This is a genomic window from Mesorhizobium sp. M1423 (assembly GCF_040317575.1).
Taxonomy (GTDB): domain Bacteria; phylum Pseudomonadota; class Alphaproteobacteria; order Rhizobiales; family Rhizobiaceae; genus Mesorhizobium.
Window position 1 is genome coordinate 232792 of record NZ_JAMYKU010000003.1, and the last position, 26900, is coordinate 259691.

Annotated in this window: 20 protein-coding genes; 10 read left to right on the plus strand and 10 right to left on the minus strand. The window is 61.0% G+C overall.

Features of this window, described 5'->3' with window-relative positions; translation table 11 throughout:
* Nucleotides 1-12 precede the first annotated feature (12 nt).
* The 3 genes from NKG95_RS05940 to NKG95_RS05950 form a co-directional block, all read right to left on the minus strand.
* A complete protein-coding gene (locus NKG95_RS05940; protein ID WP_353040180.1) occupies nucleotides 13-1182 on the minus strand; it encodes a GNAT family N-acetyltransferase in 1170 nt (389 codons plus the stop codon).
* A complete protein-coding gene (locus tag NKG95_RS05945) occupies nucleotides 1179-2174 on the minus strand; it encodes a sterol desaturase family protein (RefSeq protein WP_352844698.1) in 996 nt (331 codons plus the stop codon). The genes NKG95_RS05940 and NKG95_RS05945 overlap by 4 nt, the downstream gene beginning before the upstream one ends.
* A 199-nt stretch (nucleotides 2175-2373) precedes the next feature.
* Entirely contained in the window at nucleotides 2374-4302 is a 1929-nt protein-coding gene (locus NKG95_RS05950) for a heparinase II/III family protein (RefSeq protein WP_353040181.1), read from the minus strand.
* Nucleotides 4303-4418: 116 nt separating this feature from the next.
* Between NKG95_RS05950 and NKG95_RS05955 the strand changes: the two genes are divergently transcribed.
* Both NKG95_RS05955 and asnB read left to right on the plus strand, forming a co-directional pair.
* The gene (locus tag NKG95_RS05955; protein ID WP_353040182.1) at nucleotides 4419-5660 is read left to right on the plus strand and encodes a glycoside hydrolase family 5 protein; all 1242 of its coding nucleotides are present in this window, start codon (nucleotides 4419-4421) and stop codon (nucleotides 5658-5660) included.
* Between the two features lie 174 nt (nucleotides 5661-5834).
* A complete protein-coding gene (asnB, locus tag NKG95_RS05960) occupies nucleotides 5835-7760 on the plus strand; it encodes an asparagine synthase (glutamine-hydrolyzing) (protein WP_353040183.1) in 1926 nt (641 codons plus the stop codon).
* On the opposite strand, the gene NKG95_RS05965 is transcribed toward asnB, so the two are convergent.
* On the minus strand, nucleotides 7734-8852 hold the full coding sequence (locus tag NKG95_RS05965; protein ID WP_023720691.1) for a glycosyltransferase family 4 protein: 1119 nt from the start codon (nucleotides 8850-8852) through the stop codon (nucleotides 7734-7736). The genes asnB and NKG95_RS05965 overlap by 27 nt on opposite strands.
* A 169-nt stretch (nucleotides 8853-9021) precedes the next feature.
* Here NKG95_RS05965 and NKG95_RS05970 point away from each other — a divergent pair, with 169 nt between their 5' ends.
* Both NKG95_RS05970 and NKG95_RS05975 read left to right on the plus strand, forming a co-directional pair.
* Nucleotides 9022-10461 (plus strand): lipopolysaccharide biosynthesis protein, encoded by a 1440-nt coding sequence (locus tag NKG95_RS05970; protein ID WP_023720692.1) that lies wholly within the window; start codon nucleotides 9022-9024, stop codon nucleotides 10459-10461.
* Between the two features lie 123 nt (nucleotides 10462-10584).
* Nucleotides 10585-11787 (plus strand): helix-turn-helix transcriptional regulator, encoded by a 1203-nt coding sequence (locus tag NKG95_RS05975; protein ID WP_353040184.1) that lies wholly within the window; start codon nucleotides 10585-10587, stop codon nucleotides 11785-11787.
* A gap of 47 nt (nucleotides 11788-11834) precedes the next feature.
* On the opposite strand, the gene NKG95_RS05980 is transcribed toward NKG95_RS05975, so the two are convergent.
* From NKG95_RS05980 to wecB, 4 genes are all read right to left on the minus strand, one after another.
* The gene (locus tag NKG95_RS05980) at nucleotides 11835-12269 is read right to left on the minus strand and encodes a peptidase inhibitor family I36 protein (protein ID WP_156948150.1); all 435 of its coding nucleotides are present in this window, start codon (nucleotides 12267-12269) and stop codon (nucleotides 11835-11837) included.
* Between the two features lie 246 nt (nucleotides 12270-12515).
* Complete coding sequence (locus NKG95_RS05985; protein ID WP_023720694.1) at nucleotides 12516-13319, minus strand: WecB/TagA/CpsF family glycosyltransferase; 804 nt, start codon at nucleotides 13317-13319, stop codon at nucleotides 12516-12518.
* Entirely contained in the window at nucleotides 13316-14647 is a 1332-nt protein-coding gene (gene wecC, locus NKG95_RS05990) for a UDP-N-acetyl-D-mannosamine dehydrogenase (RefSeq protein WP_023720695.1), read from the minus strand. Before wecC ends, NKG95_RS05985 begins: the two co-directional genes overlap by 4 nt.
* Entirely contained in the window at nucleotides 14640-15794 is a 1155-nt protein-coding gene (wecB, locus tag NKG95_RS05995; protein ID WP_352484050.1) for a non-hydrolyzing UDP-N-acetylglucosamine 2-epimerase, read from the minus strand. The genes wecC and wecB overlap by 8 nt, the downstream gene beginning before the upstream one ends.
* Before the next feature lie 336 nt (nucleotides 15795-16130).
* Between wecB and NKG95_RS06000 the strand changes: the two genes are divergently transcribed.
* The gene (locus NKG95_RS06000; protein WP_353040185.1) at nucleotides 16131-17438 is read left to right on the plus strand and encodes a glucosamine inositolphosphorylceramide transferase family protein; all 1308 of its coding nucleotides are present in this window, start codon (nucleotides 16131-16133) and stop codon (nucleotides 17436-17438) included.
* Between the two features lie 19 nt (nucleotides 17439-17457).
* Here NKG95_RS06000 and NKG95_RS06005 read toward each other — a convergent pair whose 3' ends face one another.
* Both NKG95_RS06005 and NKG95_RS06010 read right to left on the minus strand, forming a co-directional pair.
* A complete protein-coding gene (locus NKG95_RS06005; RefSeq protein WP_353040186.1) occupies nucleotides 17458-18768 on the minus strand; it encodes a VpsF family polysaccharide biosynthesis protein in 1311 nt (436 codons plus the stop codon).
* Nucleotides 18769-18923: 155 nt separating this feature from the next.
* Entirely contained in the window at nucleotides 18924-19991 is a 1068-nt protein-coding gene (locus NKG95_RS06010; RefSeq protein ID WP_023720700.1) for an acyltransferase family protein, read from the minus strand.
* Nucleotides 19992-20316: 325 nt separating this feature from the next.
* Here NKG95_RS06010 and NKG95_RS06015 point away from each other — a divergent pair, with 325 nt between their 5' ends.
* The 5 genes from NKG95_RS06015 (at nucleotide 20317) to NKG95_RS06035 (ending at nucleotide 26805) form a co-directional block, all read left to right on the plus strand.
* Entirely contained in the window at nucleotides 20317-21867 is a 1551-nt protein-coding gene (locus NKG95_RS06015) for a GumC family protein (protein WP_023720701.1), read from the plus strand.
* An 8-nt stretch (nucleotides 21868-21875) separates the two neighbouring features.
* A complete protein-coding gene (locus NKG95_RS06020) occupies nucleotides 21876-22982 on the plus strand; it encodes a glycosyltransferase (protein WP_352788059.1) in 1107 nt (368 codons plus the stop codon).
* 258 nt (nucleotides 22983-23240) lie between these two features.
* Entirely contained in the window at nucleotides 23241-24239 is a 999-nt protein-coding gene (locus NKG95_RS06025; RefSeq protein ID WP_353040239.1) for a LacI family DNA-binding transcriptional regulator, read from the plus strand.
* Nucleotides 24236-25753, plus strand: coding sequence for a sugar ABC transporter ATP-binding protein (locus NKG95_RS06030; RefSeq protein WP_353040187.1), 1518 nt, complete (start codon nucleotides 24236-24238; stop codon nucleotides 25751-25753). Before NKG95_RS06025 ends, NKG95_RS06030 begins: the two co-directional genes overlap by 4 nt.
* The gene (locus NKG95_RS06035; RefSeq protein ID WP_352484056.1) at nucleotides 25753-26805 is read left to right on the plus strand and encodes an ABC transporter permease; all 1053 of its coding nucleotides are present in this window, start codon (nucleotides 25753-25755) and stop codon (nucleotides 26803-26805) included. The genes NKG95_RS06030 and NKG95_RS06035 overlap by 1 nt, the downstream gene beginning before the upstream one ends.
* Nucleotides 26806-26900: the final 95 nt, after the last annotated feature.

The following is a 26900-nucleotide window of genomic DNA, read 5'->3' on the forward strand; positions in this document are numbered from 1 at the left end:
GCCAGCGTCCCGCTAGTCCAAGGCTGCTTCGGCTTGGGCGGGGATATCGCGCCCCTCTGGTGGTGCCAATGAACGCTCGCGCATGTGCCTGACGGTCTGAAGGACACGATCGGCAAGGGATGCAAGCGCGCCCTGTGCCGTGCGCGTCCCGATGACGGATTCCAGCGTAACCGCCTGCGTTGAGAATTTGTGTTTGAACGACTCTGCGCCACAGAGGAAATCGACCATGCCCAGGCCGTGATCGATCGACCACTGTACGTAATCCATCAACAGGATCACACCCGGCGACGCCCGGCCGAAATCCGGATCGAAGGTCGTCACGAAGGCCATCATCACGTCGTGCTGGACGAAGTTGATCGACACCGCGACCATTATGCCATTGCATTCCAGGACGAAGATATGCAGCACGCCGGCGCGCGCCAGCGCGTCGACGAGCGCGGCGAGTACCGGCACGCCGTCTTCGAAGAGGTCGGACTCTCGCATACGCTCGGTCAGCCATTTCCGCTTCAAGGCCGCGAGGCGCTCCAGTACCGGTTGCAGCGGCTCGTCGGGGGCAAGCAGGCGAAATCTCACCTCTCCGGTTTCTTCCAGCGCTTTGATGCCGCGCCGATAGTTCTGGCGCGTCTTTTTCGACTGTTCCGCGAACCATGCCGCTCCGCTTTCCCATTGTCCGGCAACGCGATAGCTGACTTCCGTTCGGTGAAACGGACGAAGCCTGATGCCGCTGGAAGCTCCCGGCGTGAAAATTTTGCGGGCCGCCGCATCCGGTGAGAGACGATTGATCAGGGCAAGATCGAAGCCACCGGCATCGCAGAGTTGGCTCCATAGCTCCTGCAGCGCCGACAACGAGCAGTCCGGGGCAACGAGAATATCTCCATAGTCGGTATAGCTGCCGGCCGCCCATTCGAGAAACCGCAGCCCCCTGCGCCTGCCGATCGCCAGCGGAACGACGGCAACGAGTTTCTCGCCCTTCCACACCAGGCCGATCCGCAACGCGCGCTGGTCACGGCGTTGTACGGTACTCCACCATGCCGAAATCCAGGCATGGCTTTGAAAGATCAGCCCGTCGGTACGATGCCAAAGGTCCATCCAAGCGGCTTCGACCGCCGCCAGGCGATCCGCCGAACGGACGATTTCCAGACGCTCCGCGCCTAGGACGTCGATGGAAACAACGGTGTTCATGAAGGAGAACTGTCCTGTGGCTGCGCGACCACATTGGGCCGCCTGTGAAACAGTCGCATGACATGCCTTGTCATCTTCTTGAGCGGCAGGATGTAGAGCCCAAAGAGCGACTGATAATCGCGCACATCGCGATCGATCAGGCCAAATTTCAGGTCTTCATCAGGCTCCGGGACAAATTGCGTTCCGAACAGCCGATCCCAGAACGAAAAAAGCAGGCCGAAATTCTTGTCATAATGACGTGGGTCGATGCTGTGATGAACCTGGTGCCAGTGCGGACACAGGATGATGTTGTTCAACGGGCCGAACGAGACCTTGAGATGCGTATGGCGAACAAAATCCATCATCAGGATGTTGCGGATGACGTAGACGTTGATGCCGAAGATAGCGACCTCTACCGGATCGAGTGCAATGAGGCTCCAGATGCCGAAGCAGATGCCCGGGATGACGCCATCCCACATACGGTTCATCAGATCGTCCAGCGGATGAACCCGGTCCTTGGTGATCCCCACCATCACCTCGGCCGAATGATGCACCTTGTGCAATTCCCACAGGAACGGGAAACGGTGCTGGGCGACGTGGTAGAGGTAGTATGAAATATCATAGGCGACCAGCATGGTTGCGGTGAAGATGACGATCGTCATCGGTCCCGCCGGGCCGCCGAGAAGCGGCGCGTGGGTGTTAAGGAGCCAGCCGATTGCCTCGCGTGTGCCGTAGCCCACCGCGACGACGAAGGTGACGCCGGCAGGAATGAGCAGGAAGGGCATCATCGCCCGTTTCGTGATCCAGAACAGGGCGTCGGCTCGCGCCGACGGATGCAGGATGACTTCCGCCGGGAAGGCGAAGTCGAAAAAATCCCTGAGGGATTTATGTTCGGCAGTTCGCCAGTAGGCGATCACCGCGCTGCCCAGTGCGGTGAGGAGAAGCAGGCCGAGCGTGGTCAGATTGACGTTCGAAAGCTTTTCCACAATCGCTCTGGCAAATTCGGAAAACATCGTTGCAGCGGCTCCTGGGGCGAATTGCAAAGCACGAAATCCCCGCCACACCTGCTACGCCGCCTGCAACCAGTGGCTGTTGCGGGCGCAGCGGGCAAAGCAGGCTGGATGATGCGAGACTAGCAGATCAACGGTAACGAAACCGCTAAATGTCCAAACGTAATTAATGTCGAATACGGCTGGAACTCGCCCGGCAACTCTACGTTGGCGCCGGTTTTTGCCGTTGCGGCGGGTGAATTGGGGCAAGATGGATATGGATTCCGGCTTCGCCCACTTCACCGTGCCAGGCGAGGCGTTCGGCTTGCTGCCTGGTGCCAAAACGCAGTGAAACCCAACCGCCTTGCCCCGGCATGTCACCGCCGGCGCGGATATCGAGCGCGGCATCAGGAAAGCGGATGGCCAATAGCGCCTCGTCGCCGCGCAACACCGTGACCGTGTTTTCATGCCGGTCGGTATGGAGGCCGGCGGCCAGTTGGAAGACGATCTCGGACTGATGCTTGCCGCTGAGCAGTTGGTCGGTGATGAGGATGCCATCGGCCTGGCGCGCCAAAGTGCGCTGATGCATGACGCCGAAGCGGCTTCTATACCCGTCGTGCCGGCCACACAGCCTCCAGTGCGTTCCAGGCTCGCTGTCCACCAGCGTCGCAACTGCCTTGTGCGACCAGTTGAAATTCCCAGCGATGGTGCTTTGGTTTTTACCCTCGATGTTCAGCGTGTTGTGCGCCGGCGTGGAGCGGAACCAGTCGCGCCATGCGCCTCCCGAACCGTAGAGCCAGGTGCCTGGATCGACCAGCACCGGCTCACCGTCGATGCACAGGGTGAGCGACAGCGCGTCGGCATGGCCGTGCGCCGCTATCGAGAGATAGCCGAGCGGCCCATGGTCGAACGTCAGTTCGACATCGCGGCCATTCATTGCTCCGCGCCAGACGGAGAGCCCACCTCGCGCGAATGTCTGCAAGCCATGCACCGCCGGTGCCGGGCCCGACGGCGCACCAAAGAAAAGCGAACGAAAGTCGTCGGGCCCCGGCGCGTTGCCCGGCGTCCCCAGTAAGCTTTGGATGGCGGCCGCGACGGATCGGATATAGTTCGGCTCGTCCCCCAGCTTCAGCACGCGGCCCTCATCGTCGTCGCCGAAGCGGGCGGCTTTCAGTGGCAGCCAGCCGACGAAATTGGCGAAGGCACCCAGACGCGCTTCGACAGCGGGGGGAAACGGCGTTCCCGCCTGGCGTGCCGCGGCGGCGCACAGCAAGATGAGTTCGGCGCTGAAGGCTGCGTAGGTCGGCGTTTGCTCGGCACCGGCGCCGTCGGCAAGTATCTGCTTGTGCGTCTCATTCAGGAGGGCGCCGCGGGCGATTTCGGATTCGGCCCCGAGCGCCAGGCCGACCAGATATTCGCCAGCCAATTCTGCGACGAGATGGTTGTTGGCGGAGGAATATCGCGATGGAAACCGCGGCAGCCAATAGGCGCTTGCCGCGAGTATCTCACCGGCTTTCCGCAGGGTCGTCGGGTCAAGCCGGTCGCCAACGAGGTCCAGGGTGACGATCAGGCTGATGGCTCGCAGCGCTACCTCGATGCCGGACGCCCAGCCAATGCCTCGGAACGGCGGATTGGCGGAATGCCAACTGCCGATTGCCACCTCAATGGCCCTCCGGGACCGATTGTCCTCGCTGAGGAGCAGGTGTGCAGCCAGTGGCGGCAATTGCTGCAGCCGGTTGATTTCCCAGACATATTTTATATCGCCAAGGTCGCCGCCATGGCGAAAATCGATGTCGAAAGTATGAGCCTCGGAGCCAGGCCAAAGCCTGCCGGTCACCGGATCAAGACGCCAAAGCTCAGCAGGAAACAAAACATCGGGCTCGCGCTTTGGCCATGTCCGCCCGAGTGCCGAAAACCGGCCCTGAAGCGTCTCTTGCGCGGCCGCCGCTATGGCTTGCCGTTGAGCGTCGGTCGCTGCCAGCACAGCGTGGCGAAATCCCGGCAGCACCGGGTGCAACTGCGGCGATGGATAGCGCTCCCACCCATCATCGCGGCGGCGCGACGCGATCCTTCGACGTTGCTCGCTCAGCCGGTGCAACACCTCGGCCGGTCCCATGCTGCGCAATCGGTTGATGTACCAGCCGATTCTCATGCACGCCCCGTCAACGTTTCGGTCCTTGTATACCATGCCGTCGAAAAGCTGCGCGCCGGCAATCTTCTTTCCCGTTCGTTGCGGTTAATATCTCCGGCGACCATGCGGAGAGAGCGATGAGAAAAGCGGTGTGTGTTGTTGCCTGGGTGCTCGCCTTGGTTATGGCGGCCGAGGCAGCGCCCATCCCTCTCAAGCGCGGCGTTGGCGTGCATGAGTGGCTCAACTGGTCGCCGGTGGAGAAAGACGGAACCTACGTTTGGCCGCCCTATCGCAGCGAAAAGGAGTGGCTTGCGGGAAGCAGGCCGTTCACCGATTGGCCGGCCGGGGAGGTGTTTGCCCACATCCGATCGATGGGCTTCGACTTCGTCCGGCTGAGCGTCGATCCCGGCCCTCTGCTTGCCAGCGAGGGCGGCAGGCGGCAGCAGGCGCTGGACATACTTGCCGCCGCCGTCGAGCGGATCACGTCGACCGGCCTCAAGGTGGTTTTCGACCTGCATGGCGTCACTCAGGTTCCGGACTACAGCATGGAGATGATCTACGGCGGCGCCGACAGCGAGGGCGTTGCCGGCTACCGCCAGATGGTTGTGGCGGTCGCCGCCATGCTGGTCAAGATAGGCACCGACAAAGTCGCCCTCGAACCTTACAACGAGCCAGCATATTACCCTTGCGATCCAAGCGGCAGCGATGACTGGCAGCGGATCATGGCGGGGACCGTCCACGACATTCGAGCGGTCAGCAGCGAACTCACCATCGTTGCGACCGGCGCCTGCGGCGGCAGCATTGCCGGACTGGTCAACCTCAGCCCCGGCTTCGATGACCCAAACCTCTATTACAGCTTCCATATGTATGAGCCGCACAGCTTCACCCACCAGCGGCCCGACGACACAAACAGCTTTGTTTCGGGACTTCCCTGGCCTGCCGACAGCAGTACACCCGAAGTGGTGACCGAAACCCTTAGGGCGCGGATGGAAGCTGCCGGCTTGAGCAGGGTCGAGCAGATGATGAACATGGCCACCGCGCGCGAAGCAGTAGCGAAATATTTCGAGCAGAACTGGGGGCAGAGCCAACTCGAGACGAGCTTTCGTCAGGCCGTCGACTGGGCTGAAGGCCATGGCATTCCAAGCCGGCGGCTCTTCATGGGCGAATTCGGCGCTATTCTCATGTCAGCGGACGGCCGCATGGGCGCCTTCGAGGCCGACCGTTCGCGCTATCTCAAGGCGGTGCGCCGAGAGGCCGAACGCTTCGCGATCCCATGGTCTGTCTGGGAGTTCTCCAATCGCTATGGGATGAGCCTCATCCGGCCCGATGGCCCCCCGGTGCCCGACCCGGAGATGCTGCAGGCACTGGGCCTGCCCTAATTGCCGTCAGTTCTCGTCGCGGATGAGCAGCCGTCAACTTCGATCCTCTCAACGCCAGGTTGGATCGAGAACGGCCTGTGGCAGTTTTTCCCTCGCGGCTCGATCTGTTAGCCACGAAGTGTTTAATACATTTGTTGTACTGGAGTGAGGAATACGCGCGCCTAGGGGGAAACAATGTGTGGAATTGCCGGGTGGATCGGCCGAAGGGCCGAGAACCCACAAGAGCGGGCCGCCAGAATGTCAAATGCATTGCGGCATCGCGGTCCCGATGCCGAAGGCATCGAGTTCTTGGACTTGAATACTGGCGAGGAACAATTGGCATTGGTCCATCACCGCCTGGCGATTATTGACTTAGCGCCAGAGTCAAATCAGCCGATGCATATCGAGGACGGCCATCTCAGAATAATTTTCAACGGCGAAATATACAACTATATCGAGCTACGCCAGGAACTGATCGGCCTCGGCCATCATTTTCGAACGCGCTCCGATACCGAGGTGCTGCTCAGAGCTTATGATCAGTGGCACTTGTCCATGTTCGACCGGTTGAGCGGCATGTTCGCTTTTGCGCTCTGGGATGCTCAGAGGCACGAATTGATCCTCGCCCGTGATCCGTTCGGCAAAAAGCCCCTTTACCTCATGCAAAGCGAAAAACTGCTGTCCTTTGCCTCAGAGATCAACGCGTTGTTGTCATCGCAGCCAAATGCGCAGCAACTCGATTTGGACGCTGTGCACGAGTACCTGCGCTGGCGTTACGTGCCTGGACCGCGCACGCTTTTTAAACAAATCCGCAAGCTCAACCCCGGAAGCTATGCCGTTTGGTCGCAAGGGACTGTGACGGAAACGCGCTATTATACGCCTCCAGATCAAACGGACCTGACCGAGGACATCGACCACGAAACCGCCAAGCGACGATTTCTGGAACTGCTCGACCATTCCGTCGAGATCAGAATGCGCAGCGATGCACCTTTCGGCGCCTTTCTCTCCGGAGGCCTCGACTCGTCAGCAATCGTGGCCCTGATGACCAAGCACAGCGACAAGCCCATTCGCACATTTTCGGTCGGTTTCAGCGAACCGGCCTATAGTGAACTTCCATTCGCCCGACGCGTCGCCGATCATTTCAAGACCGATCATTGCGAACTGGTCATAGAAGCGGACGACCTGATTGACCACCTGCCGAAGTTGATTCGCCATCTGGGGGCGCCCGTTTCACAAAGTTCGGACATTCCGATTTACCTGATGTCGGAGCGAGCCTCACAGGACGTCAAGATGGTGCTCACAGGTGAAGGGGCAGACGAGGTTCTCGGCGGGTATCCCAAACATCGCGCAGAGTCACTGGCTGGAATCTACCGGTCGCTCGTTCCAGCCTTGCTCCACAACAACCTCCTCGCCCCTTTGATACGTGCCATGCCTGGCGCATCGGCCAAGTTCGATACATTTGCCCGAAGCGCGGGTGAAAGGGACTTTGCCACCCGGATGATCTCCTGGTTTGGAGCCATGACAGAGCAGGAACACAGTCGCCTCATCGGTGCGCCGGCCAATTGCCGCAATGGACGCAACAACTTACCGTTTTCCTCAAGCGCGACAGCATCCCATCTTCGCCGCGCGCTATTTTTCGATCAGACATCGTGGTTGCCCGACAATCTCCTGGAACGAGGCGACCGGATGATGATGGCCGGTTCAATCGAAGGAAGAATGCCGTTCCTCGATCGCGATCTGGTTGCGTTCGTCAGCAAATTGCCCGATCGCTACAAGGTGGGTTGGCGGAAGGGCAAGCTGATCTTGCGCAGCAGCATGGCCAACATACTTCCGGAGGAAATTCTCAACCGCCGCAAGATCGGATTCAAGGTGCCCGTCGCCGAATGGTTTCGGGGGTCGATGAGGAACTACGTGCACGATCACCTTTGCTCGCCTAACTCCGTCATTCGCAGCTATTTGAGCCCGAAACAGCTTGATCAAATCGTCTCGGAACACACCACGGGTGCCGCAGACCACGAAAAGCTGATATGGGCGCTGTTGAATTTGGAGATATTCCACCGCGAATTCAGGCTTGAGGCGCCGCCGCGATCATCAGCCTCACCGCTTGACCGGTTGACGGCTTGACGCCGCCGACCGCCAGACATCGCAGATTGCGCCGACAAACGGGGCGAGTTCAAGCCGTTCCCGATGCACGGCCATGGCACCGGCACCAAGCCTCGCCCTCAGTGCTGGGCTCTCCACGAGGCGGCCCAGCGCGTCGGTCAACGCAGTAACATCGCCTGGCGGCACCAGCAGCCCGGATTGCCCGTCGGTAATTATGTCTTCGACCGCGCCAACCGGGGTTGCCACCACCGCCAAACCGGCTGCCATGCCTTCGATCACCGACATAGGCAGGTTTTCGGCGAAGGAGGGAAGAACCAGAATATCCGCGAAAGAGATCAGCGACGCGACATCGTCGGGTCCCACCCAACCCGGAAAGGCGATCCGGTCTGCGATCCCTAGCCCGGCCGATTTTGCCCGTGCCGCATCGATTTCGCCATCGCCGGCAATCGTGGCGCGCCAGTTCTTGACGGGGTTCATGCGGTGCAGCGCGTCCAACAATTGCGGTACGCCCTTGCGGTCGCCGATACGACCCAGGAACAGGATATGCACGTGGCCGCCGCCACCGACGTGCGCCAGCGACGGGACTTCGGTCGCATTGGGCACGATCACGATATTGCCGGCAGCGCCTGGCGCCCGGCTGGCGACGAAATCGCGCCAAAGCCTGCCCAAAACGATCACCCGATCGGCATGCTCGAACAGAGCTTTGATACGGCGGCTTATGAACCCGTGATCGTCTTTCCAGAATGTCTGATACTGCGCCCCGTGCAAATGCAGGACATAGGGTATCGACAGCAGCCGTGCGCAGGCGGCGATCACCATCTTGCGATAGGTGCTGCCGGAGACTGAGATGTTGATATGAACGACATCGGCGCGTCCAGCCAGACGCGCTTTAAGCATCCGCAAGCAAAAGCCGAGCATATAGAAGATCGAAAGTCCGACATGCCCCGAGCCACGACTGGCAAGGAAGCGCACATCGATGTCGGTGACTTCTTGCCGTTCGAACTCCTGCTTCAGCGCCCCCATGATGCGGTCGATGCCGCCCTGGCCCGAAACGCCCGACGGCGTCGCGACCAGGACATGTATTTTTCGATCGGATATGAGGCGCTGCAACATGATGGTACTCTAAATAACACAGACCGGGTAACTGCAAAGCAAACGTTCCCGATAAGGTTTACGGCAAATCTTTTAGTTCAAACTGAATCTGTTCACCCTTCGCCGTCATCGCGCTGGATTTTCCGCCAATCGGCGGCTAGTCGAAGGTGAATTTTCCAGGGACACGCCTTTGCTGCTCCGTTCCACGCTCATTTATGCTCCGGCGATCCTGCTGACGCGAATCTCGGCGTTGCTCCTGCTGGTCGTCGTGACGCGTTTGATCGACCAGACCGAGTATGGCCTGCTCACTCTGGTGGTGACCGTCGGCGAAATGACCGACATTGCCGTCACCAACTGGCTGCGCATCGCGTTGCTCAGGCTTGGCGGCAAGGGCGAAGTCAGCCGCGGCAGCCTGATGCTGGCCGGGCAGGTGTTGCTTGCCACCACGGCACTGGCGCTGGTCATATCGGTAGGCGCGTCGGCGGTGGTCGTGCCGGAACGCTGGGTCGAGTTCGCGATCGCGGTCTGCGGCTATCTGGTCGCCGGGTCCATCAGCCGCTTCGCGTTGACGGTGCTGCAGATGCAGCAGCGCCATTCGGTCTATTCGATGCTCGAAGCCCTGCGTGCCCTGCTGCAACTCGCGCTGCCGATCGGCGCCATCCTTATCTTCCAGGATAGCTTTCTGACGGTATCGCTCGGCTCGAGCCTCGGCGCCTTGATTGCCGGCATCGTGGCGGGCATCATGGCATCCCGACGCGTCGTTACCGGTCCGCCGCGTTTCACCCACAGAGACTTCTTTGCGCTCGGTGTGCCGCTGATCATCATGGCGCTGGTTGGCTTCGGGCTCAACAGCGCGGAGCGTCTGTTCCTCAAGTTCTATTACGATGCCAGCGCTGTGGCGATCTTCGCCGCAGCCTATGCGCTGGCCCGCCAACCGATCGACATGGTCGCTAACGCCATCAACATGGGCGCCTTTCCCGAGGTGGTCAGCCGGTTCGACGAGGACGGGCCCGCCGCATCGGGTCGGTTGCTATCGCAGTTGATGGCCTTGATGATGCGGCTTTGCCTGCCGATTGCAGCTATGCTGGTCGCGCTCAGCAGCGATATCACTGAGCTCATGCTGCCCTCGCAATATCACGGCCGCTTCGGCCTGCTGTTTCCGATCATCGCCTTCAGCGTGCTGTGTGCCAACCTCACCAGCTTCGTCTATGGCGTCGTGGTGCACGCGCACAAACGGCCGTGGCTGCTGATCATCGCCAATCTCTTCGGCTCGGCGGCAACAATCGCATTGTCTCTGCTATTGATCCCCTCGATGGCGGAGATCGGCGCCGCTTTGGCGCTGGCGGGCGGCTCGGTGGTGGGCTCCATAACCTGCATCATCATCAGCGAACGGCTCACGCCGGTGCCGGTGCCGTGGCGCGACATTGGCGTTTCGGCAATCATCTCGCTCAGCACAGGGGTGGCCGCCAAGCTTGCCAGCATGGTGGCCGGCGATGTGCCGGCAATCTTCTCGCTTATCGCCGGCGGCACCGCCGGAGCTGCGGTTTTCTTCGGGCTGACCTCGCTATTCCACCCTGTGGCAGCGACGCAATTCCTCGCCCAGCTGCGGGCGCGGCTACGGATCGCGTAGGCGCATAAGCGATCTGTAAGCGGCTCTTTCCTAAATCTGCAAACAACATCCCGCGGCTTGCGGAAATGGAAATTTTTGGTCTTCCAAGGCTTGCCCGGCCGTTCATCGCGGAGTGGACGAAACGTGCGCAGTTCCATCGTTTCGGCAGAGAACGAGCCTGGAATTCTGGTTCAGGACTGCCAGATATTGCCGGATTACTTTCCGGCGCTGATTGGCGCCATTTACGACTGCGCGCTCGATCCCTCACGCTGGGAGCAGACGTTGGCGGAAATCACAGCGGCACTGCCAAGCGAATCCGCAATCCTCTCCCTTAACGATCTCCGCCATAACCGGCTCTTGATCGACAAGAGCGTAGGCTGGGATAGGTTTGGGCTCGAGGAAAGACAAAAGCATATTCCCGAAATCCATGCGCGGCTAGAGGAATGGTTCGCTAAGGGATGCTCGGTGAACGAGCCTTACGTGGCCTCGCGGCAGCTCTCGCCCGACTACCTGCGGAGGTCGCCATACGTCCAACGCTGCCTGAAGCCGCTCGGCATTGTCGACGTCATGCATCAATTCCTGATGCGTACCCCATCGCATTTCTCGGAACTCGTTATTGGACGCCACAAACAGCACGGCGCGATCACTGATCGGGAAATTGAGATTGGGGCACTTCTCCTCCCGCACCTGCGTCGTGCGATCACCATCAGCAATGTGCTGGACGCCCGCACTGTCGAAAGCGCGCGCATGGCCGAAGTGCTCGATACGCTCCGCTGTGGTGTAGTGCTGACCGACGACAAAGCCACCATTCTGCACGCGAATCGCGCGGCGGAGCACATGTTTGGCACCGGAGCGGCGGTGCAAGGCACACGAGGTGTCCTCAGCGCGAAATCGTCGGCGGCAGCGCATGAGCTGCGCAAGGCGATTCGCGTTGCAGCCAACAACGAAGTCATGCTCGGCAAGGCCGGCCTTGCCGTCCGCTTAACCGAACCCGAAGCGCGGCCAATCTTCGCCCATGTTCTGCCGATGAATGGCAGCCAGCAGCGTGCAAGGCTGCAGCCTCAGGCGGCGGCGGCTATATTCATTGGGGCGCCGATCCGGGCAGCCTTTGACGTGCCGCCTGGCGAAACAAAAGAGAACATGCGCCGCCAGTTTGGATTGACCAAAGCCGAGGCCGATGTGGCCGCGGAAGTTCTTAAGGGAGGCGGGCGTGATGCAGTGGCTGCCCAGCTTGGTGTCTCAGTGACGACTGTTCGGACGCATCTCACCCACATTTTTGAGAAAACCGGCGTGCGCCGCCAGGCGGAGCTGGTCAGCATCCTGCTGAGCGGCGAAGGGCACGGCTGAGGAAGACCCGGCCGTTATCCCCGAAGTAAGTCTGACTGATGTTTCACTCAGTCGCACTGGCACTTCCATGACGAGATCTGATCGTTCCACAGGTCGCCGACATAACGGTAGCTGCCGCGAAACACTTTGCTGTCTCCTTGATAGTCCCGATGCTGATAGGCGCGAATGCCGCAACCGTTCCTCATTCTGAAAGACGAGATCTTATCGTTCCAGCCGCCACCTACATACCTCCAACCCCTCCCGGCGTTTTGAGTAATGGTTGCGCCACCGAAATCCCGGTGTTCATAACCAATGCAATCGTGCCTTCTTGGCCCGCCTGGCTCTGGCGCCCCCGCAGCTTGCGCATCAAGAACGTTTGAGGTGGTGAGTCCGAGGCCTGTGAGAACAAGGACAACATGCAGTTTTGAAACCATGACCGATATCCTTTCTGTTTTCGCCATTGGTTGGCGAACATCCGTCTCATGGATCGGTTCTTTGCGCATCGGACGTTCGTTCTACGCTTGTCGGTCATGAGATGAATGATGCAACCGCAGCCGACAGGCCAGGAACGCTCCTGAGAACGCCCAACTCGGCGTGCTCGGTTACCTTGGAAATGCATATCGCGTTCGAGACGGGCGTCGTCCCATCGTGAAGCATCAGTTGACCAGCGGCAAGCACTGGATCAGCGCCTCAGGCTCGTGAGCGCGAAACTCAATCTCAGGCAAAAGTTTGGTCGAGGCAGCCGGATCTCATAAACCGGCGTTTCGGCGCCAGCGACGCTCCCAGAACTCCCGGCACAGCAGCCCGGCATAGGCAGTGTTGGTGTCGTAGTAGCGGCGCCACAAGCGTCGCGGCTCCTGGACCACGCGGAACAGCCACTCCAGGCCGGCTGCTTGTATCAGCCTCGGCGCACGGGCAACCTTGCCGCCATAGACATCGAAACTGCCGCCCACGCCCATCACGAAGCTTGCGGCGAGTTCGTCGCGGTAGCGCTTGAGAAATCGCTCCTTACGCGGTGTCGGCATGGCCACCAGCAGGCAGTCGGCGCCCGACGCGTTGATCGCCGCGACGATCCCGGCCTCATCCTCCGGCTTGAAATAGCCGTTGCGCATCCCCGCTATGACCAGGCTCGGATGGTCCTTGGCAAGTCTCGCTACAACCGCGTCGAGAACGTGCTGTTCGGCCCCCAGCAGATAGGGCCTGAACCCACGCTTCGCGCAGAGGCTCAGCAGATTGATCATGATGTCGACGCCCGCCACCCGCTCGGGCAGCGCGACGCCACACAGACGTGCGCCCCAAAGCACGCCGATCCCGTCGACATTGACCACGTCCGCCCCTGCAACATCCTCGCGCAGTTCGGCATTCTGGCGCATGGTCACCAGCTTGGCGACATTCACGACCACATGATGCAGCGGCCGCCGCACGGTCATCGCCTCGTCGGCGATGGCCAGCGTCTCGGCCATGGTCAGCGCATGGATCGGTGCGCCAAGGAACTCCCGGCGCCGTGATGCCAACAGGGAATGCTGCGCCCAAGCCGGGTCGTGCGCGTTCATGCAGCCTGCTCCCTTGCGAGCGTCACTTGTGCGACTTCTGGTTTCTTGCCTTCGATACGGGCGTCGGGCTTGCGTGCCTTGCGCCAGGTCCATAGGCCCCTTGTATCGACGAGCTTCTTGTCCTTGAGCGCTTCGGGGTCGACCAGATTGAACTGCCGATGGTCGACCAGGAGGACGACGATATCGGACTTGTCGATGGCCGAAAGTGCGTCGGTGAACACGATGCCCCTGCCCTCGAGTTCATGCGGCAGCGCATTTGTGTTGGGTTCAGCCGCAATGATCTTCACATTGGGGTTATCGGACAGAAGCTTCACCACCTCGACGGCCGGGCTCTCGCGCAAATCGTCGATATTGGCTTTGAAGCTGAGGCCAAGACAGGCGATCGTTTGCTTGCGGGAGGGGTCGAGCAAGGCCTCGATATCCCTGACCACCGACATGGGCCGCTCGGAATTGATCCGGCGTGCGGAAGCCATCAGCCGCGTGCTGTTGGGTGCGGCGTCGATGATAAAATATGGATCGACCGCAATGCAGTGACCGCCAACGCCCGGGCTCGGCTGGAGGATGTTCACGCGAGGGTGCCGATTGGCGAGATCGATCACTTCCCAGACATTGAGCGACAGGTCCTGACACACTGCGGCAAGCTCATTGGCGAAGGCGATGTTGACGTCGCGGAACGCGTTCTCGGTAAGTTTCACCAGCTCAGCGCTTTCGGCCGTCGTCATGAACAGGTCGCCGGTGACGAAGGTTGAATAGAGTGCCGCGGTCCGTTCCGACGATTTGCGGGACAATCCGCCGATCGAGCGATCGTTATTGATCAGCTCGGTCAGCACCTTTCCCGGCAGCACGCGCTCGGGCGAATAGGCGACCAGCACATCGGCGTCTTCGCCATGCAGGACAGGAAATTTGAGGTCAGGCCGCAACTCGGCAAGCAGCCCGTTCATGATGCGTGTCGTGCCGACCGGCGATGTCGATTCCAACACAACAAGGTCTCCCCGCTTCAGCACCGGGGCGATGCTTCGTGCCGCCGCCAGCACGTAGGTCACGTCCGGCCTATGGTCGTGGGTCATCGGGGTCGGCACGGCGATGATATACGCATCCGCCGGCTGCGGCGTGCTGTAGGCCTTGAGCTTGCCGTTCGCCACGACCTTCTGGATCAGGCCGTCAAGGTCCGGCTCGACGATGTGGATTTCGCCGCGATTGACTTTCTCGACGACCGCTCCGTTCACATCGACGCCAATGACGTCGAGCCCTCGGCTGGCGAAAATGGCGCAGGTCGGCAGGCCGATATAGCCCATGCCGATTACGGAAACGGTTTTGATTTCAGCCATGATGCAGCAGTTCCTCAACAATCCGGTTACTGGCCCGGCCATCGCCATATGGGTTGTGTCGTTCCGCCATGCCGCGATAGGCAGCCTGATCGTCGAGCAGGCGATTGGCGTTGAACAGGATTTTCTCGACATCGGTGCCGACGAGGCGGGCGGTGCCGGCCACGATCCCCTCGGGTCGCTCGGTATTCTCGCGCATCACCAGCACCGGCTTGCCGAGCGAAGGCGCTTCTTCCTGCACGCCGCCGCTATCGGTAAGCACCAGATAGCTCTGCTTCTGCAGATACAGGAACGGCAGATAGTCCTGCGGCTCGACCAGATGGATGTTCGGCACGCCTTCCAGCTCTGCGTTGACCACCGAGCGCACATTGGGGTTTGGATGGACAGGGTAGACGATCTGCACGTCTCCGCGCGCCGCCAATCCTTTCAACGCCGTACAGATGCGCTGGATGCCGCCGTCGAAATTCTCGCGGCGATGGCCGGTGACGAGGATCATTTTCTTCGTAGGGTCGAGGAAGGGGAAACGGGCGGCGAGCTTCGCGTTCATCAACCTGTCGGCATCGATCGCGCTTGAAAAATGCAACAGCGTGTCGATCACGGTGTTACCGGTCACGAAGATAGTGCTTTCGGCTTTTCCTTCGGCGATGAGGTTGTCGCGCGCCTGAACGGTCGGCGCAAAATGCCAGGTGGCGATGTCGCCGGCAATCTTGCGATTCAGTTCTTCAGGAAACGGCGAGTTGATGTTGTGGCTGCGCAATCCTGCTTCGACATGAGCGACCGGGATGCGCTTGTAGAAGGCAGCCAGAGCCGCGGCCATCGCCGTGGTGGTGTCGCCCTGTACCATGACGATATCGGGCTTCGCCTTGTCCAGCACCTCGGCCATGCCCAAGAGCACGCGCGAGGTCACGTCGAACAGCGACTGGCCGGGTTGCATGATGTTGAGATCGTGATGCACCGGCAGGCCGGTCAGTTCGACAACCTGGTCGACCATCTCGCGATGCTGGGCGGTGATGCATATTTCGGTGATGAAGCCTGGATGAGCAAGGGCGGCGCGCGCCACCGGAAAGCATTTGAGCGCCTCCGGCCTCGTGCCGAACACGATCAGCAGTTTCCGCCTGGACGGCAGTTTTGGACGTGAAAGGACGTTCATTGCTGATCCTGGCCGCCTGCAGCACTCGAAACATGCCGACTATTGTCCGCAACAGCCATAATAGCGCCGGAAAACGCCTTCGTGATCTCAATTCTTAATATATGATTAACAACCAAGGCCGCGTTCTCCCGGGTTAACTCTTGTGAAAGGTCGGGCTGACAAATAGTCTATGGTAGTAGTCTTGAAAAAGAATATATTGGATTGACTAATATTTTAATCATCGGCCACGCCGACGCATCCCGGCGCTGGGAAAATGAGCTTCTGGTGCGGTTGAGCGCGGCTGGACACGTTGTCTCGAGTTGCCGCGCGCCGACGCCTGAAGCCAACGCGCGCGGGATGGATAATGTGCTGGCGCTCGAGGGCCGGCGCTTCGGCCCCTCACTGGCAAGCCGTTCCGAGCCGTTGCCGTCCGGCGATACCGGCCCCGCCGACCTTATAGTCGATCTCACCGCTACCGCCGCACGACGGGGCACGCCTGTCCTGACGCTCGAATTTTGTGGCCGCAGCAGCTTTGCCGCGGGCATGACCGAGATACTGGCGAGCGGGCGGCTACCCGAACTCACCGCCCGCCTCGACGGCGTTGCCATCGCCAGGGCGCGGCCGATGATCAGCGATCGGCTCTGGCTGTCCCGCAGCAGCAACGAGCTGCTCGCCGGCGCCATCTCCCTGATTGCCCAATGTGTCGCCCGCTTTTCCACGGGCAAACTTGCGCCGATTGCCGAGAGCCCGGCGCCACCCCTGCAGAAAGGCGGATTTATCCGGCACTATCTGCCCTTTTTCGGCAGGGGATTGGTCGACCGTGCCGTGCAAAAACTGCGACGTGGCCGGCGCCCCTTCTATTGGCAGGTTGCTTACCGGCTGATCGACGGTCCAGGCGTCGCCGAAACCGGACAGCTGGATGGCAAGCCGTTCACCGTGCTTGCCGATGACGGGCAGCGATTCTACGCCGATCCGTTCGTTCTCGAACGCGACGGCCGCCACTATCTTTTTGTCGAGGAGTTCCCCTACGCCACCGGCCGCGGCGTGATTTCCGTCGCTGAACTTGGCGACGACGGCGTTTTCGGCGTGCCGAGGTTGGTGCTGGAGGAAGCGCATCACCTGTCATATCCGCAGGTGTTCGCCCACTCCGGCGAAATTTTCATGGTTCCTGAAAGCGCTACGGCACGCGAACTGGTGCTCTACCGTGCCGTGCAGTTTCCGGATCGCTGGGTACGCGATACGGTGCTGATCGCGGACAGGGATTTCAACGACGCCACGCTGCTAGAATCCGACGGCCGCTTCTGGTTGCTGGGGACGGAGCGGTTCGGTCACGGCAGCGCGTCGGACACGATGACCGTCTATTCCGCCACGGCGCTGCGTGGGCCTTGGGTAGCGCATGCGCTCAATCCCGTCGCCGTCGATCACTCGGCCACTCGGCCGGGCGGCGCTTTCATCCGTCAGGGCGACGCCTTGCTGCTGCCGGTGCAAAACGGCTCGAGAGCCTATGGCGGTGGCCTGGGGTTGATGCGGCTGGATCGGCTTAATGATTTCGACGTCCGTTTTGAACTGCCCCGCCCAATCGATCCGGGGCCGGCATGGGCGCGGGCGGGTATCCACACGCTCAATCGCGCCGGCGATGTCGAGGTCGTGGATAGCGCCGGCTGACCGGATCCGAGGTCCGTGCTTAACGAGACCCGGCCGGGTTTGGGTGGGATGCAGCGGCCGAAGGCATGCTCTCGAGCTGGCCTCTATCGGGCTGCTTCCTATAGGCAAGCAGCAACACCACAATAATCGCGATTTCAGGCGATTTTGATGAGAGCGCGTTGTTCGACAGCGCAGCAAGCAGGAAGGTGATGATGCCTATCCATGCGGGCAGCGGCGCCCCGCGCAGCAGCCGAAAAACGAACCAGAATATCAGCACCGTAAAGAGCACGGCTATGGGCAGGCCGAAGAGCATGACGATGACCACCGGCGCGCTCTCGATGAACGGCAGATGCAGCTTCTCGTTGACGATCGCCAGGAGTTCGTCGCCGTTCATGCCAAACAGGATGTCTTTCCAGCTGACAAGTCCGAACACCTGGTAGATCGTCACCCGCGCCATAAAATTTTGGTCGAAAATGGTGTTGCTGAACCGGTTCAGCAGACCGCCAGCAAACAGCATCGCAACAAGCACCGCGCCGCCTGTCATAGTGAACATCAGCACGACAAATTTGGCCTGCCGCTCATACTTGAGCGACAGGCCCGGCCAAGGCACGAACAGCAGCAGAATGAGGATTTCTCCGGCAGCGAGCAGAAGCGCGGCGCGAGCGCCCGATGCAGCACAACCGACGACCAATACGAAAATCGCCACCACCCGCACCCATATGCGCCAGCGCGTCAGCGGTACGAATCCGATGACTGTGGCGCAGAGCGCGCCTAGTGACAGCGGATGGGCCGCTAGGCCGATCGGCCTGAACTGCAGTTCGTTGATGCCGTAAGGCAGGAATCGATGTTGAGTCACCGCTTCGATAGTGCCGATCACGGCGCTCAGGATGGCCATTCCAAGCACTACGTCGCCCAGCGCCCGCCGCGACTCCGCGTTTAATGCCAGCATCAACAGGCCTGTGGCGCCGGCCACCAGATAGGTATCGATGATGAACCCGGAGGAGCCCGCACGGCCGGTAATGAACAGATAAGGCACCAGCGCGAACATCAGCACCGAATAGCGTATCAACGCCTTGAATATTCCAATTTCGTCGCCCTGCAGCAGAAACGGTCGGCTGAAAAGAACGACAGCAAGCAGCAGGAAGATCGCGTAAGTGCCGAAATGCAGCTTCTCGTAGAACGAGCCTCCCTGGGCCGTATAGTCGACGACCATGTTCATCACCTGCGGCGACACCGTAAAGCGCAGCAGGAACGCGAATGCGGCGCATAGGAAAAACAGCAGCGACAACGCGTTTTGACGGCGCGCCTGGCTGGACAACAATCGTTCCGATGCGGCAGCAGGATAGCTCATGGCCCATCCAAGTGAAGGTATTCAAACGGCATTCCGGCCACGAGATCCATTCAAGAGACTGCCGAACGGATGCGGCGTGTGTGTTGTCAAAATATGCCGGGCCATGCGTTTGCCACAACCGTTAAGTTCGATGCCCGGACGTTTGCACGGTCTCCTTATTTGTTCCCCGTGGCAGCGTAAGGAAGCGATGTGGCTCTAACCTTCCTTCTGCCGTTCAGAATGAGAAGAATCGGCTTCTCGATCATCTGGTGGATCACCAGGCTGGCTATGCAGGCAGTCACGATGCTGACCACCGAGACCAGCAACACTGTTGCCGGATGGTCGTAGCCGATGGTGCGCCTGGCCAGGTAGGCTACGGCGCCGATCACGAAGATATGCGACAGGTAAAGCGCGTAGGAGGCGTTGCCGAGCTCTTCGAGCAGGCTCCAGTGCTTCAGTTTCGGTTCCAGAATGAGGCCAAGGTGAAGCAGGCTGGCGGCCCACATTACCTGCCCCGCGAAGCTGATCTGGCTCATCAGCGGCGTGCCGTCATCGACGAATGCAAGCAACACGCCTGCAGCGGCCATAGGGCCGAGTAGCCAGACATGGCGTGTGTCGGAAGCAAAGCCGCCGTCCAGATAGCGCCGGCCTATCCACATGCCGACGACGAAGGCCACCGGCGAAGCGTTCAGATAGAACTGGAGAACAGGGTTGGTGGGAGCTATCAACAGCCCGGCCAGCCACATCGCAATGAAAAAGACCGTCAACACAAATGCGCGCGCGGTCACCGATAGGAATGCGAGCACCGCGAATGCGATATAGAAATAGGCCTCATAATTGAGCGTCCAGCCGAGTGACAAAATTGGGCTGACGCCATCTCGTTCGGGCGCTTGGTGGACAACGAAGAACAGCGACTGGAGATAATGGGGCCACGTAAAGACGGTCTTCTGGAAGAGACTTGGTGCAAGAGCTGCCAGAAGTGCGGCGACGCTTGTGAAAAGCCAGTAGAGGGGGATGATCCGGATCGCTCGGCGTTTCAGGAAGGTTGGAGCAGAGAAGGGACCGCTCCCCGTAATATAGACCATTATGAATCCGCTAATGACGAAGAACAGAATGACACCAAGGCGGCCCGCAGTCACGATAATCGGATTATCTATGCCGATCTGGTAGGAAAAAGCGTGCGCGAACAGAACCAACAAAGCGGCGCAGGCGCGAAGATACTGGACCGAATAGAATTTCGTCACGTTCCTCTCCTGCAATTGCAGGCGACTGACGCCATCCTGCAGGTCGCGGTCAGTGCTTCAGATGTCATTCAAAAGGCATTGCCATCTTTTCAATACAACCGCGCCGTTAAGTGCGCGTTACCGATTTCATGAAAATCACTCACCGGTTGCGGACGCAAATCGGGCGACGGCAAGAATGCGCGCCAAATTCTGGGCAACGAATCCCTTCAACGTCCGCCGGACGGAAGGGGGGATGAACGGCAAAATGGGCCAGCTTGGAAAATAAGATATTAACGATGTTTCTGTAGAGCAGGCCAAGCGTAACGATTTAACAAGGGTTGTCACCATGTCTGCCGGTTCCGGCACACCCCCCATCTCCGCGACGGCTTCCAATAACAGTGCGTTCGAGCGTATCGCCAATGCGCGGCGCAGGGCGATGCTGCAACAGCACGACCCAGTCGCGGCGCGCAGCTCCGCACCGGTGACGCCGCAACCATCCGAGCCTGTCGCGACGGTGACCCTGGACAAGATCGGCGATTTCCTCGAACTCGATTTTCGACGCCTGTTCGTCTGGCTGCGGGCCGGTCTCGCCCTGGCGTTCATGCTGGCGGTAATCGGCGGCATTGTCGGCGGCGCCTATGCATTGCTGAGCAAGCAGCGTTACACCGTCACGACAGAGGTACTCATCAACCCCTCCAATTTGCAGGTTGTGGAAAACGACCTCTACTCACAACCGGGCCAGGTCGATAGCCAGCTGCTCAGCACACGCAGCAAGCAGCGCATCTTGACCTCGGGCAACGTGCTTTCCCGTGTGGTGGACGAACTGAATCTGACTCACGATCCAGAGTTTTTCGATCCAGACCGGAGCACGTCTACGTCTGGCGCGGTGGCGAAGCCCGACCCGAAGCTTATCGCCTTGAAGAACCTGGCGGACCGGGTAAACGCCGCTGCGGACCCAACCTCGTTTGTCACAACCCTCTCGGTATCCGCGGAAACCACTGCCAAAGCGATCCTGATCTCGCAGGCCATAGTCAAAAACTTCCAGGAAGAACTGGCCAAGGCCGAAGCTGCCGGTGCCAGCCGTGCCGCGGCTGCCCTCGATAGCCGACTTGGCCAACTCAAGAGCGACGTGCAGGCTGCCGAAGAGAAGGTCGAGAGCTACAGGCGCAGCCACAACCTGTCCTCCAGCAATGGCCAGCTCGTCAGTTCGCAGACGATGACGCAGCTCAACGGCGAAATCGTCGATGCGCAATCGCGCGTGATCGCCGCGCAGGCAAGCTACGACGCCCTGGTTGCCTCCGGTATAAATGGGGCCAATCCCGACCCCACGGTTTCGGAAGCGCTCGCGGCGCTGCGCGACAGGTCAAACAGCCTGCGACAGCAGATCGACTCACAGTCGATGACCTTCGGTCCGCGCCACCCGACGATTGTCAGGCTGAGGACGGAGCTCGAGACCGTCAACTCGCAACTCCGAGCCGAGTTCTCCCGCACCGTCGGAACGGCAAAGTCCAGCCTGGACAAGGCCAGGGCCTCGTTGGCCTCTCTCAACGCCAGGATGAACGATCTGAAGAGCAACGTTTTCACCGACAGCGAGTCCGAAGTCGCCCTGCGTGAGCTTGAACGCGATGCGGCCTCGAAGAGAGCGGTCTATGAGAGCTTTCTGTCACGTGCGCGCCAAATCAGCGAGCGCGAGCAGATCGACACTACAAACGTACAGGTGATTTCGACCGCGGTGCCCCCGCCAGGGCGCTCATGGCCCCCGCGCACTGCCCTGGTGGCAGGCGCAGGAGCGTTCGCAGGCTTTGCCCTGGGCATGCTGCTGGCCATTGGCATGGGCATTATCCGCGACATGCGCCGGCCGCCGAACAGATCAGACCTTGCTGCCAGCCGAGCCTGAAGCAAGGCATGGCGAAGCGCATCGTTTTCCACATCGCCAGCCTGCGAGGCGGCGGCGCCGAGCGTGTCTTCGTCCTGATGGCAAATGAAATGGCGTCGCGTGGCCACGAGGTCACGCTTTTTACCTGGAACGCGCAAGGGCCTAACGCGGCGCTGCGCTCCGCCGCCGTGCATCTGGTCGACTTCGGCCTTCTCTTGCGCGGCGAGGGTTACGCCAAGTCGGCGACGCTAAAAGGCATCGTGCGAAGCGCAAATTTGTTCCGCCGCCTTGATCCTGATGCGGTCTATAGTGCCCCGGAATTCGCCAATCTGGTCATGGCGCTGTCACTCATGTTGGCCAGAAGCCGCGCAAAATTCTTTCCAAGCTTCCACGCCGCCGCCTCGCTGCCTGCGAGCGGCCTCGGCGCGAGGCTGGCGATCTGGCTTTCCGCGCTGGTTGCAGCGCGCGCGACCAAAGCCATCGCCGTTTCGGCGGGTGTCGGCCGTGACATCATCGCCCGCGGCTTCCCCGAATCCAAGGTCGTGGTCATCAGCAACCCGCTGCCGCCGGCTGAAGCACCGCAGGGGACTTCCTATGCCTGGCAGGCAAAATTGGCAGCGATGGGATATGGCCCGGTCATCGCCACCGCCGGGCGCCTGGTGCCGGTCAAGGACCACCGGACTTTGCTGCGGGCCTTCGCTGCCCTGCGCGCCGGCCGCCCTGCCCGGCTTGTCATCTTCGGCGAAGGTCCGCTGGCTGCCGAATTGCACGCCTATGCCGAAGAGACCGGCATAGGCGGGGAAGTGCTCTTTGCCGGCTACGTCAACGATCCGGCAGCCTGTTATGCCGCAGCCGATCTGTTCGTCCTTACATCCACCAGCGAAGGCTTTGGCAACGTGTTGGTCGAGGCCATGGCTGCCGGTGTCCCGGTAATCTCCACCGATGCTCCGCATGGCCCGCGCGAGATACTCGGTGACGGCCGTTTCGGCACCTTGGTGCCGGTCGGTGACGCCGCAGCCCTGGCGAAGGCGATGGCCGAGATGCTGGACCACCCCACCCCTGCTGCCGTCCTGAAAAGCCGGGCGGCGGATTTCACAGTCGACAAGATTGGCGATCGGTACGAAGCCTTGCTCTAGTTGTCGCGCCCGGCCAACAGATCGCGGTGGCATCCAGCCGCAGCTGATGGCCGGCACGGAAGTCCTGGCTGATTTCGGCGCAAGCAAGTCACATCAAGCCAGAAAACCGGTTGCGCAAACGTTTCGATGGCGCTAGCTTTCGGAAAGTCACAACGGCCGCCCAGGCGGATTCAAAGATTGTGAGACTGGGAAACGCAAGATTCGAGGAGGAGCGTGCGTGCGCTTGCCCGTCACCACGTCGAGCGCGACAGCTCCGCGATGACAACGATCGTCGAGGTCGCTCGCAGGGCAGGCGTGTCGGTGTCGACCGTTTCACACGTCGTCAATCAAACCCGCTATGTCTCCCCGGCCACTGCCAGATCGGTGAGCGAGGCGATCGCTGCTCTCGGCTATATGCCCAACAGTGTCGCACGCTCGCTAAAGCTGGCCTCGACGAGCAGTGTCGGCCTGGCGATTTCGGCGATCTCAAACCCCTATTTCAGCGACATCATCTGCGCCGTCGAGACCGAGTGCGCGCGCCTTGGCCTCATGGTGTTCCTGTCGGATACGCAGGACGATCCCGACAAGGAACTGGCTGTCGTCCAGGCACTGCACCAGCGACGCGTCGACGGGATCATCCTGGCGCCCTCTGCCGCGCCGCAAGCTGCATTGCGATATCTCTCGGAACGGTCCCTGCCCTGCGTCTTGATCGACCGACTACCTGACGATCGCTTTGATCAGGTCGGTGTCGAGAATTTCCAGGCCATCCGCGCGCTGATCGACCACGTCGTGTCCTTCGGACATCGCCGCATCGGTTTTGTTGCCGGACAGCGGGGATTTGCCACCACGCTGGAGCGCATGAACGGATTTCGCGCGGCACTGGAGGCCAACGGCCTGGAGTTTGTGCCGGACTACGTCGTGACGGGAAACGCGACCACCGCCAGTGCGAGCACCGCCGCCCATGCGCTGTTGTCGCTGCCGGTGCCTCCGACCGCCCTAGTGACCGGCAACAATCTGTCGACGATAGGCGTGATGCGCGCCGTCCGTGAGCGAGGGCTCGCTGTCCCCAGGGACATATCGGTGGTCGGCTTCGACGATTTCGAATGGGCCGATTACTTCGAGCCGCGACTGACGCTGGTCGAACAGCCCTGCGAGGATTTGGGCCGGCAGGCAGCCGCGTTGCTGATTGAGCGGATTGGACTTCCAGATGGCCAACGACGCACGGTTCGCCTTGAGCCAACGCTGCGCCTGCGCGCATCCTGCGGAAGACCGGCATGACTTCGCCGCTTCTGACCATGAATGGCGTCGTTAAACGTTTCGGTGGCGTTCACGCTTTGCGCGGCGTCGATTTCGAACTGCGCGTGGGCGAGATCCATGCCCTGCTGGGCGAGAACGGCGCTGGCAAGTCGACATTGATGAACATCCTGTCCGGTGTGCACGCCCCTGACGAAGGAACGATCACGATCGATGGCGCACCGGTGCATTTTGCCAATCCGCGCGAAGCGCAGGCCGCCGGCATCGCCACGATCTTCCAGGAACTCGATCTCGTGCCTGGCCTCGATGTCGCGGCCAATCTTTTCCTCGGTCGCGAGTTGGTGAAGCCCGGCGGTTTTCTCGATGTCGCAAGGATGCGCGAAGAAGCCCGCACCCGGCTGACCGCCATCGAGTTGGACATCGATGTCGAACGGCCCGTCGGCGAACTGTCGATCGGGCATCGTCAGGTCGTGGCGATCGTCAAGGCACTGTCCTATGCATCGCGTGTCCTGATCATGGACGAGCCGACGGCGGCCCTGACGGTCAGCGAGGTGGACAGGCTCTTCACCATCATGCGCAAGCTCAGTGCCACCGGCGTGGGCATCATCTACATCTCGCATCGGCTTGAGGAGGTTCCCCAAGTTGCGGACCGGGTAACGGTGATGCGCGATGGCCGCGTGGCCGGGACGACAGCCCCGGACGCACCACAGGCCGAACTGGTCAGCCTTCTCGTCGGCCGGCCTCTGGAGGACCTTTACCCGAAACGCACACGCACCGCAGGTCGCCGGCTCCTTCATCTCAAGGACGCCCGTTTCCATCCCGCTCGAGCCAGCGCCGGCTGGCAGGTTCCCCAAAACGTTTCGCTCGACGTGCATGAGGGCGAAATTGTCGGGCTGGCGGGCGTCATGGGTGCCGGCCGTACCGAGTTGCTCAGCGCGCTCTATGGCACCGGCCTGGCAGGCCGTTGGGCCGGCACCGTCGAGGTCGACGATCGCACGGTGCGCCTCGAGTCCATCAGAGCTGCGCGCAGGGCCGGCGTCGCCTTCGTCACCGACGACAGGCGAGGAAGCGGACTGATGCTGCGTACGACGGTCGGCCGCAACCTGGTCATGTCGGTGCTGCGACGAATCTCACCCCGCGGCTTCATGTCGATTGCACGCGAAGCAGCCGCTGTGGCGCGCTCGTTCGGCCAATTCGACATACGACCGCGCAATGCGGCCATCCCGGTCGGCGCGCTGTCGGGCGGCAACCAGCAGAAGGTGGTGCTCGCCAAGGAGATCCTCGGCAATCCGCGGCTGCTGTTGCTGGATGAACCGACGCGTGGCGTCGACGTCGGCGCCAAGGCGGAAATCTATGCCAGGCTTCGCGATCTGGCATCGCAAGGCCTCGGCATACTCGTCGCCTCGAGCGAAATGCCTGAGCTGATTGGCCTATGCGATCGCATCGTGGTTCTTCGGGAGGGCCGCAACGTGGCGGAATTCGAGCGCGGCGTCGATGAACACACGGTGCTTGCCGCCGCAACCGGAAAGGCCTCCTGATGTCCGACACCAGCACGGCGGATACCGAACTGCCGAGCGGCAAGACAGCTCAGAAGCGGCGCGATCCGCTTGCACTCATCGTCCGCTTCCAGAGCCTGATCGGCTTGGTGGTCGTCGTGATCGGCGGCATCATCTTCTCGCCGCGCCGGCACGGACAGATACTGTTCATCGCCCCGGACAACATCGCCAACATCGTACGCGCCGTGTCCGAGACCGGCATCATCGCGATCGGCATGACTTTCGTCATCATCACTGCGGGGATCGACCTCTCGGTTGGCGCTTTGCTTGGCCTGGCCAGTGTCGTCACGGCTACGATGATGATCAATGGCGGTGTTGGCCTCGTGCCGACGATTCTTGCCGTGCTTCTTGCCGGCGTGGTCTTCGGTGCCGTTCAGGGCTCGATCTCGACGCGCTTCCGCCTTGAGCCCTTCATCGTCACCCTCGCGGGCCTTCAGGCCGCGCGCGGTCTGGCCCTGGTCGTCTCGGGCAACGAGTACATCAACATCTCCTATGGCGACGGACCCGGGCTTGCCCCTCCGGTATTTGCCATTCTGGGCGAGCGCTTGTTCAACAATGTGGTGCCGGTGGCAACCATCGTCTTCATCGCTTTTGCGGCGATCGCCACAGTGGTTCTCAACACGACCCGCTTTGGCCGCTATGTCTTTGCCGTCGGCGGCAATGAGCGGGCGGCGCGCCTCTCGGGCGTTCCGGTGTCCGCCGTCAAGATCACCGTCTATGCGATCACCGGCTTCGCGGCCGCTCTCGCCGGCATCGTCCATGCAGGGCAGTTCAACTTCGGCAGTGCCAATGACGGCGCCGGTTACGAACTTACCGCCATCGCCGCGGTCGTCATCGGCGGTACCAGCCTGTTCGGTGGAGCCGGATCGATGGTCGGCACGGTCGCCGGCACGATCATGCTCGGCGCGCTCGCCAACGTCCTGCAACTCAACAACATCACACCCGCCCTGCAATTGCTCGCGACAGCCGCGATCATCATCCTGGCGGCGGTTCTTCAGTCCCTCGTCCGTCGCCGCGAAGGTCTGGTCCGTTAAGTGGGCGACATTGGAAGACCCCTGAACGCCAGCTTACCCGGCGTCGGGAGAGTGAAGCTCAGCAAACCAACAGTCGAGCCAAGGGCATCGACAGG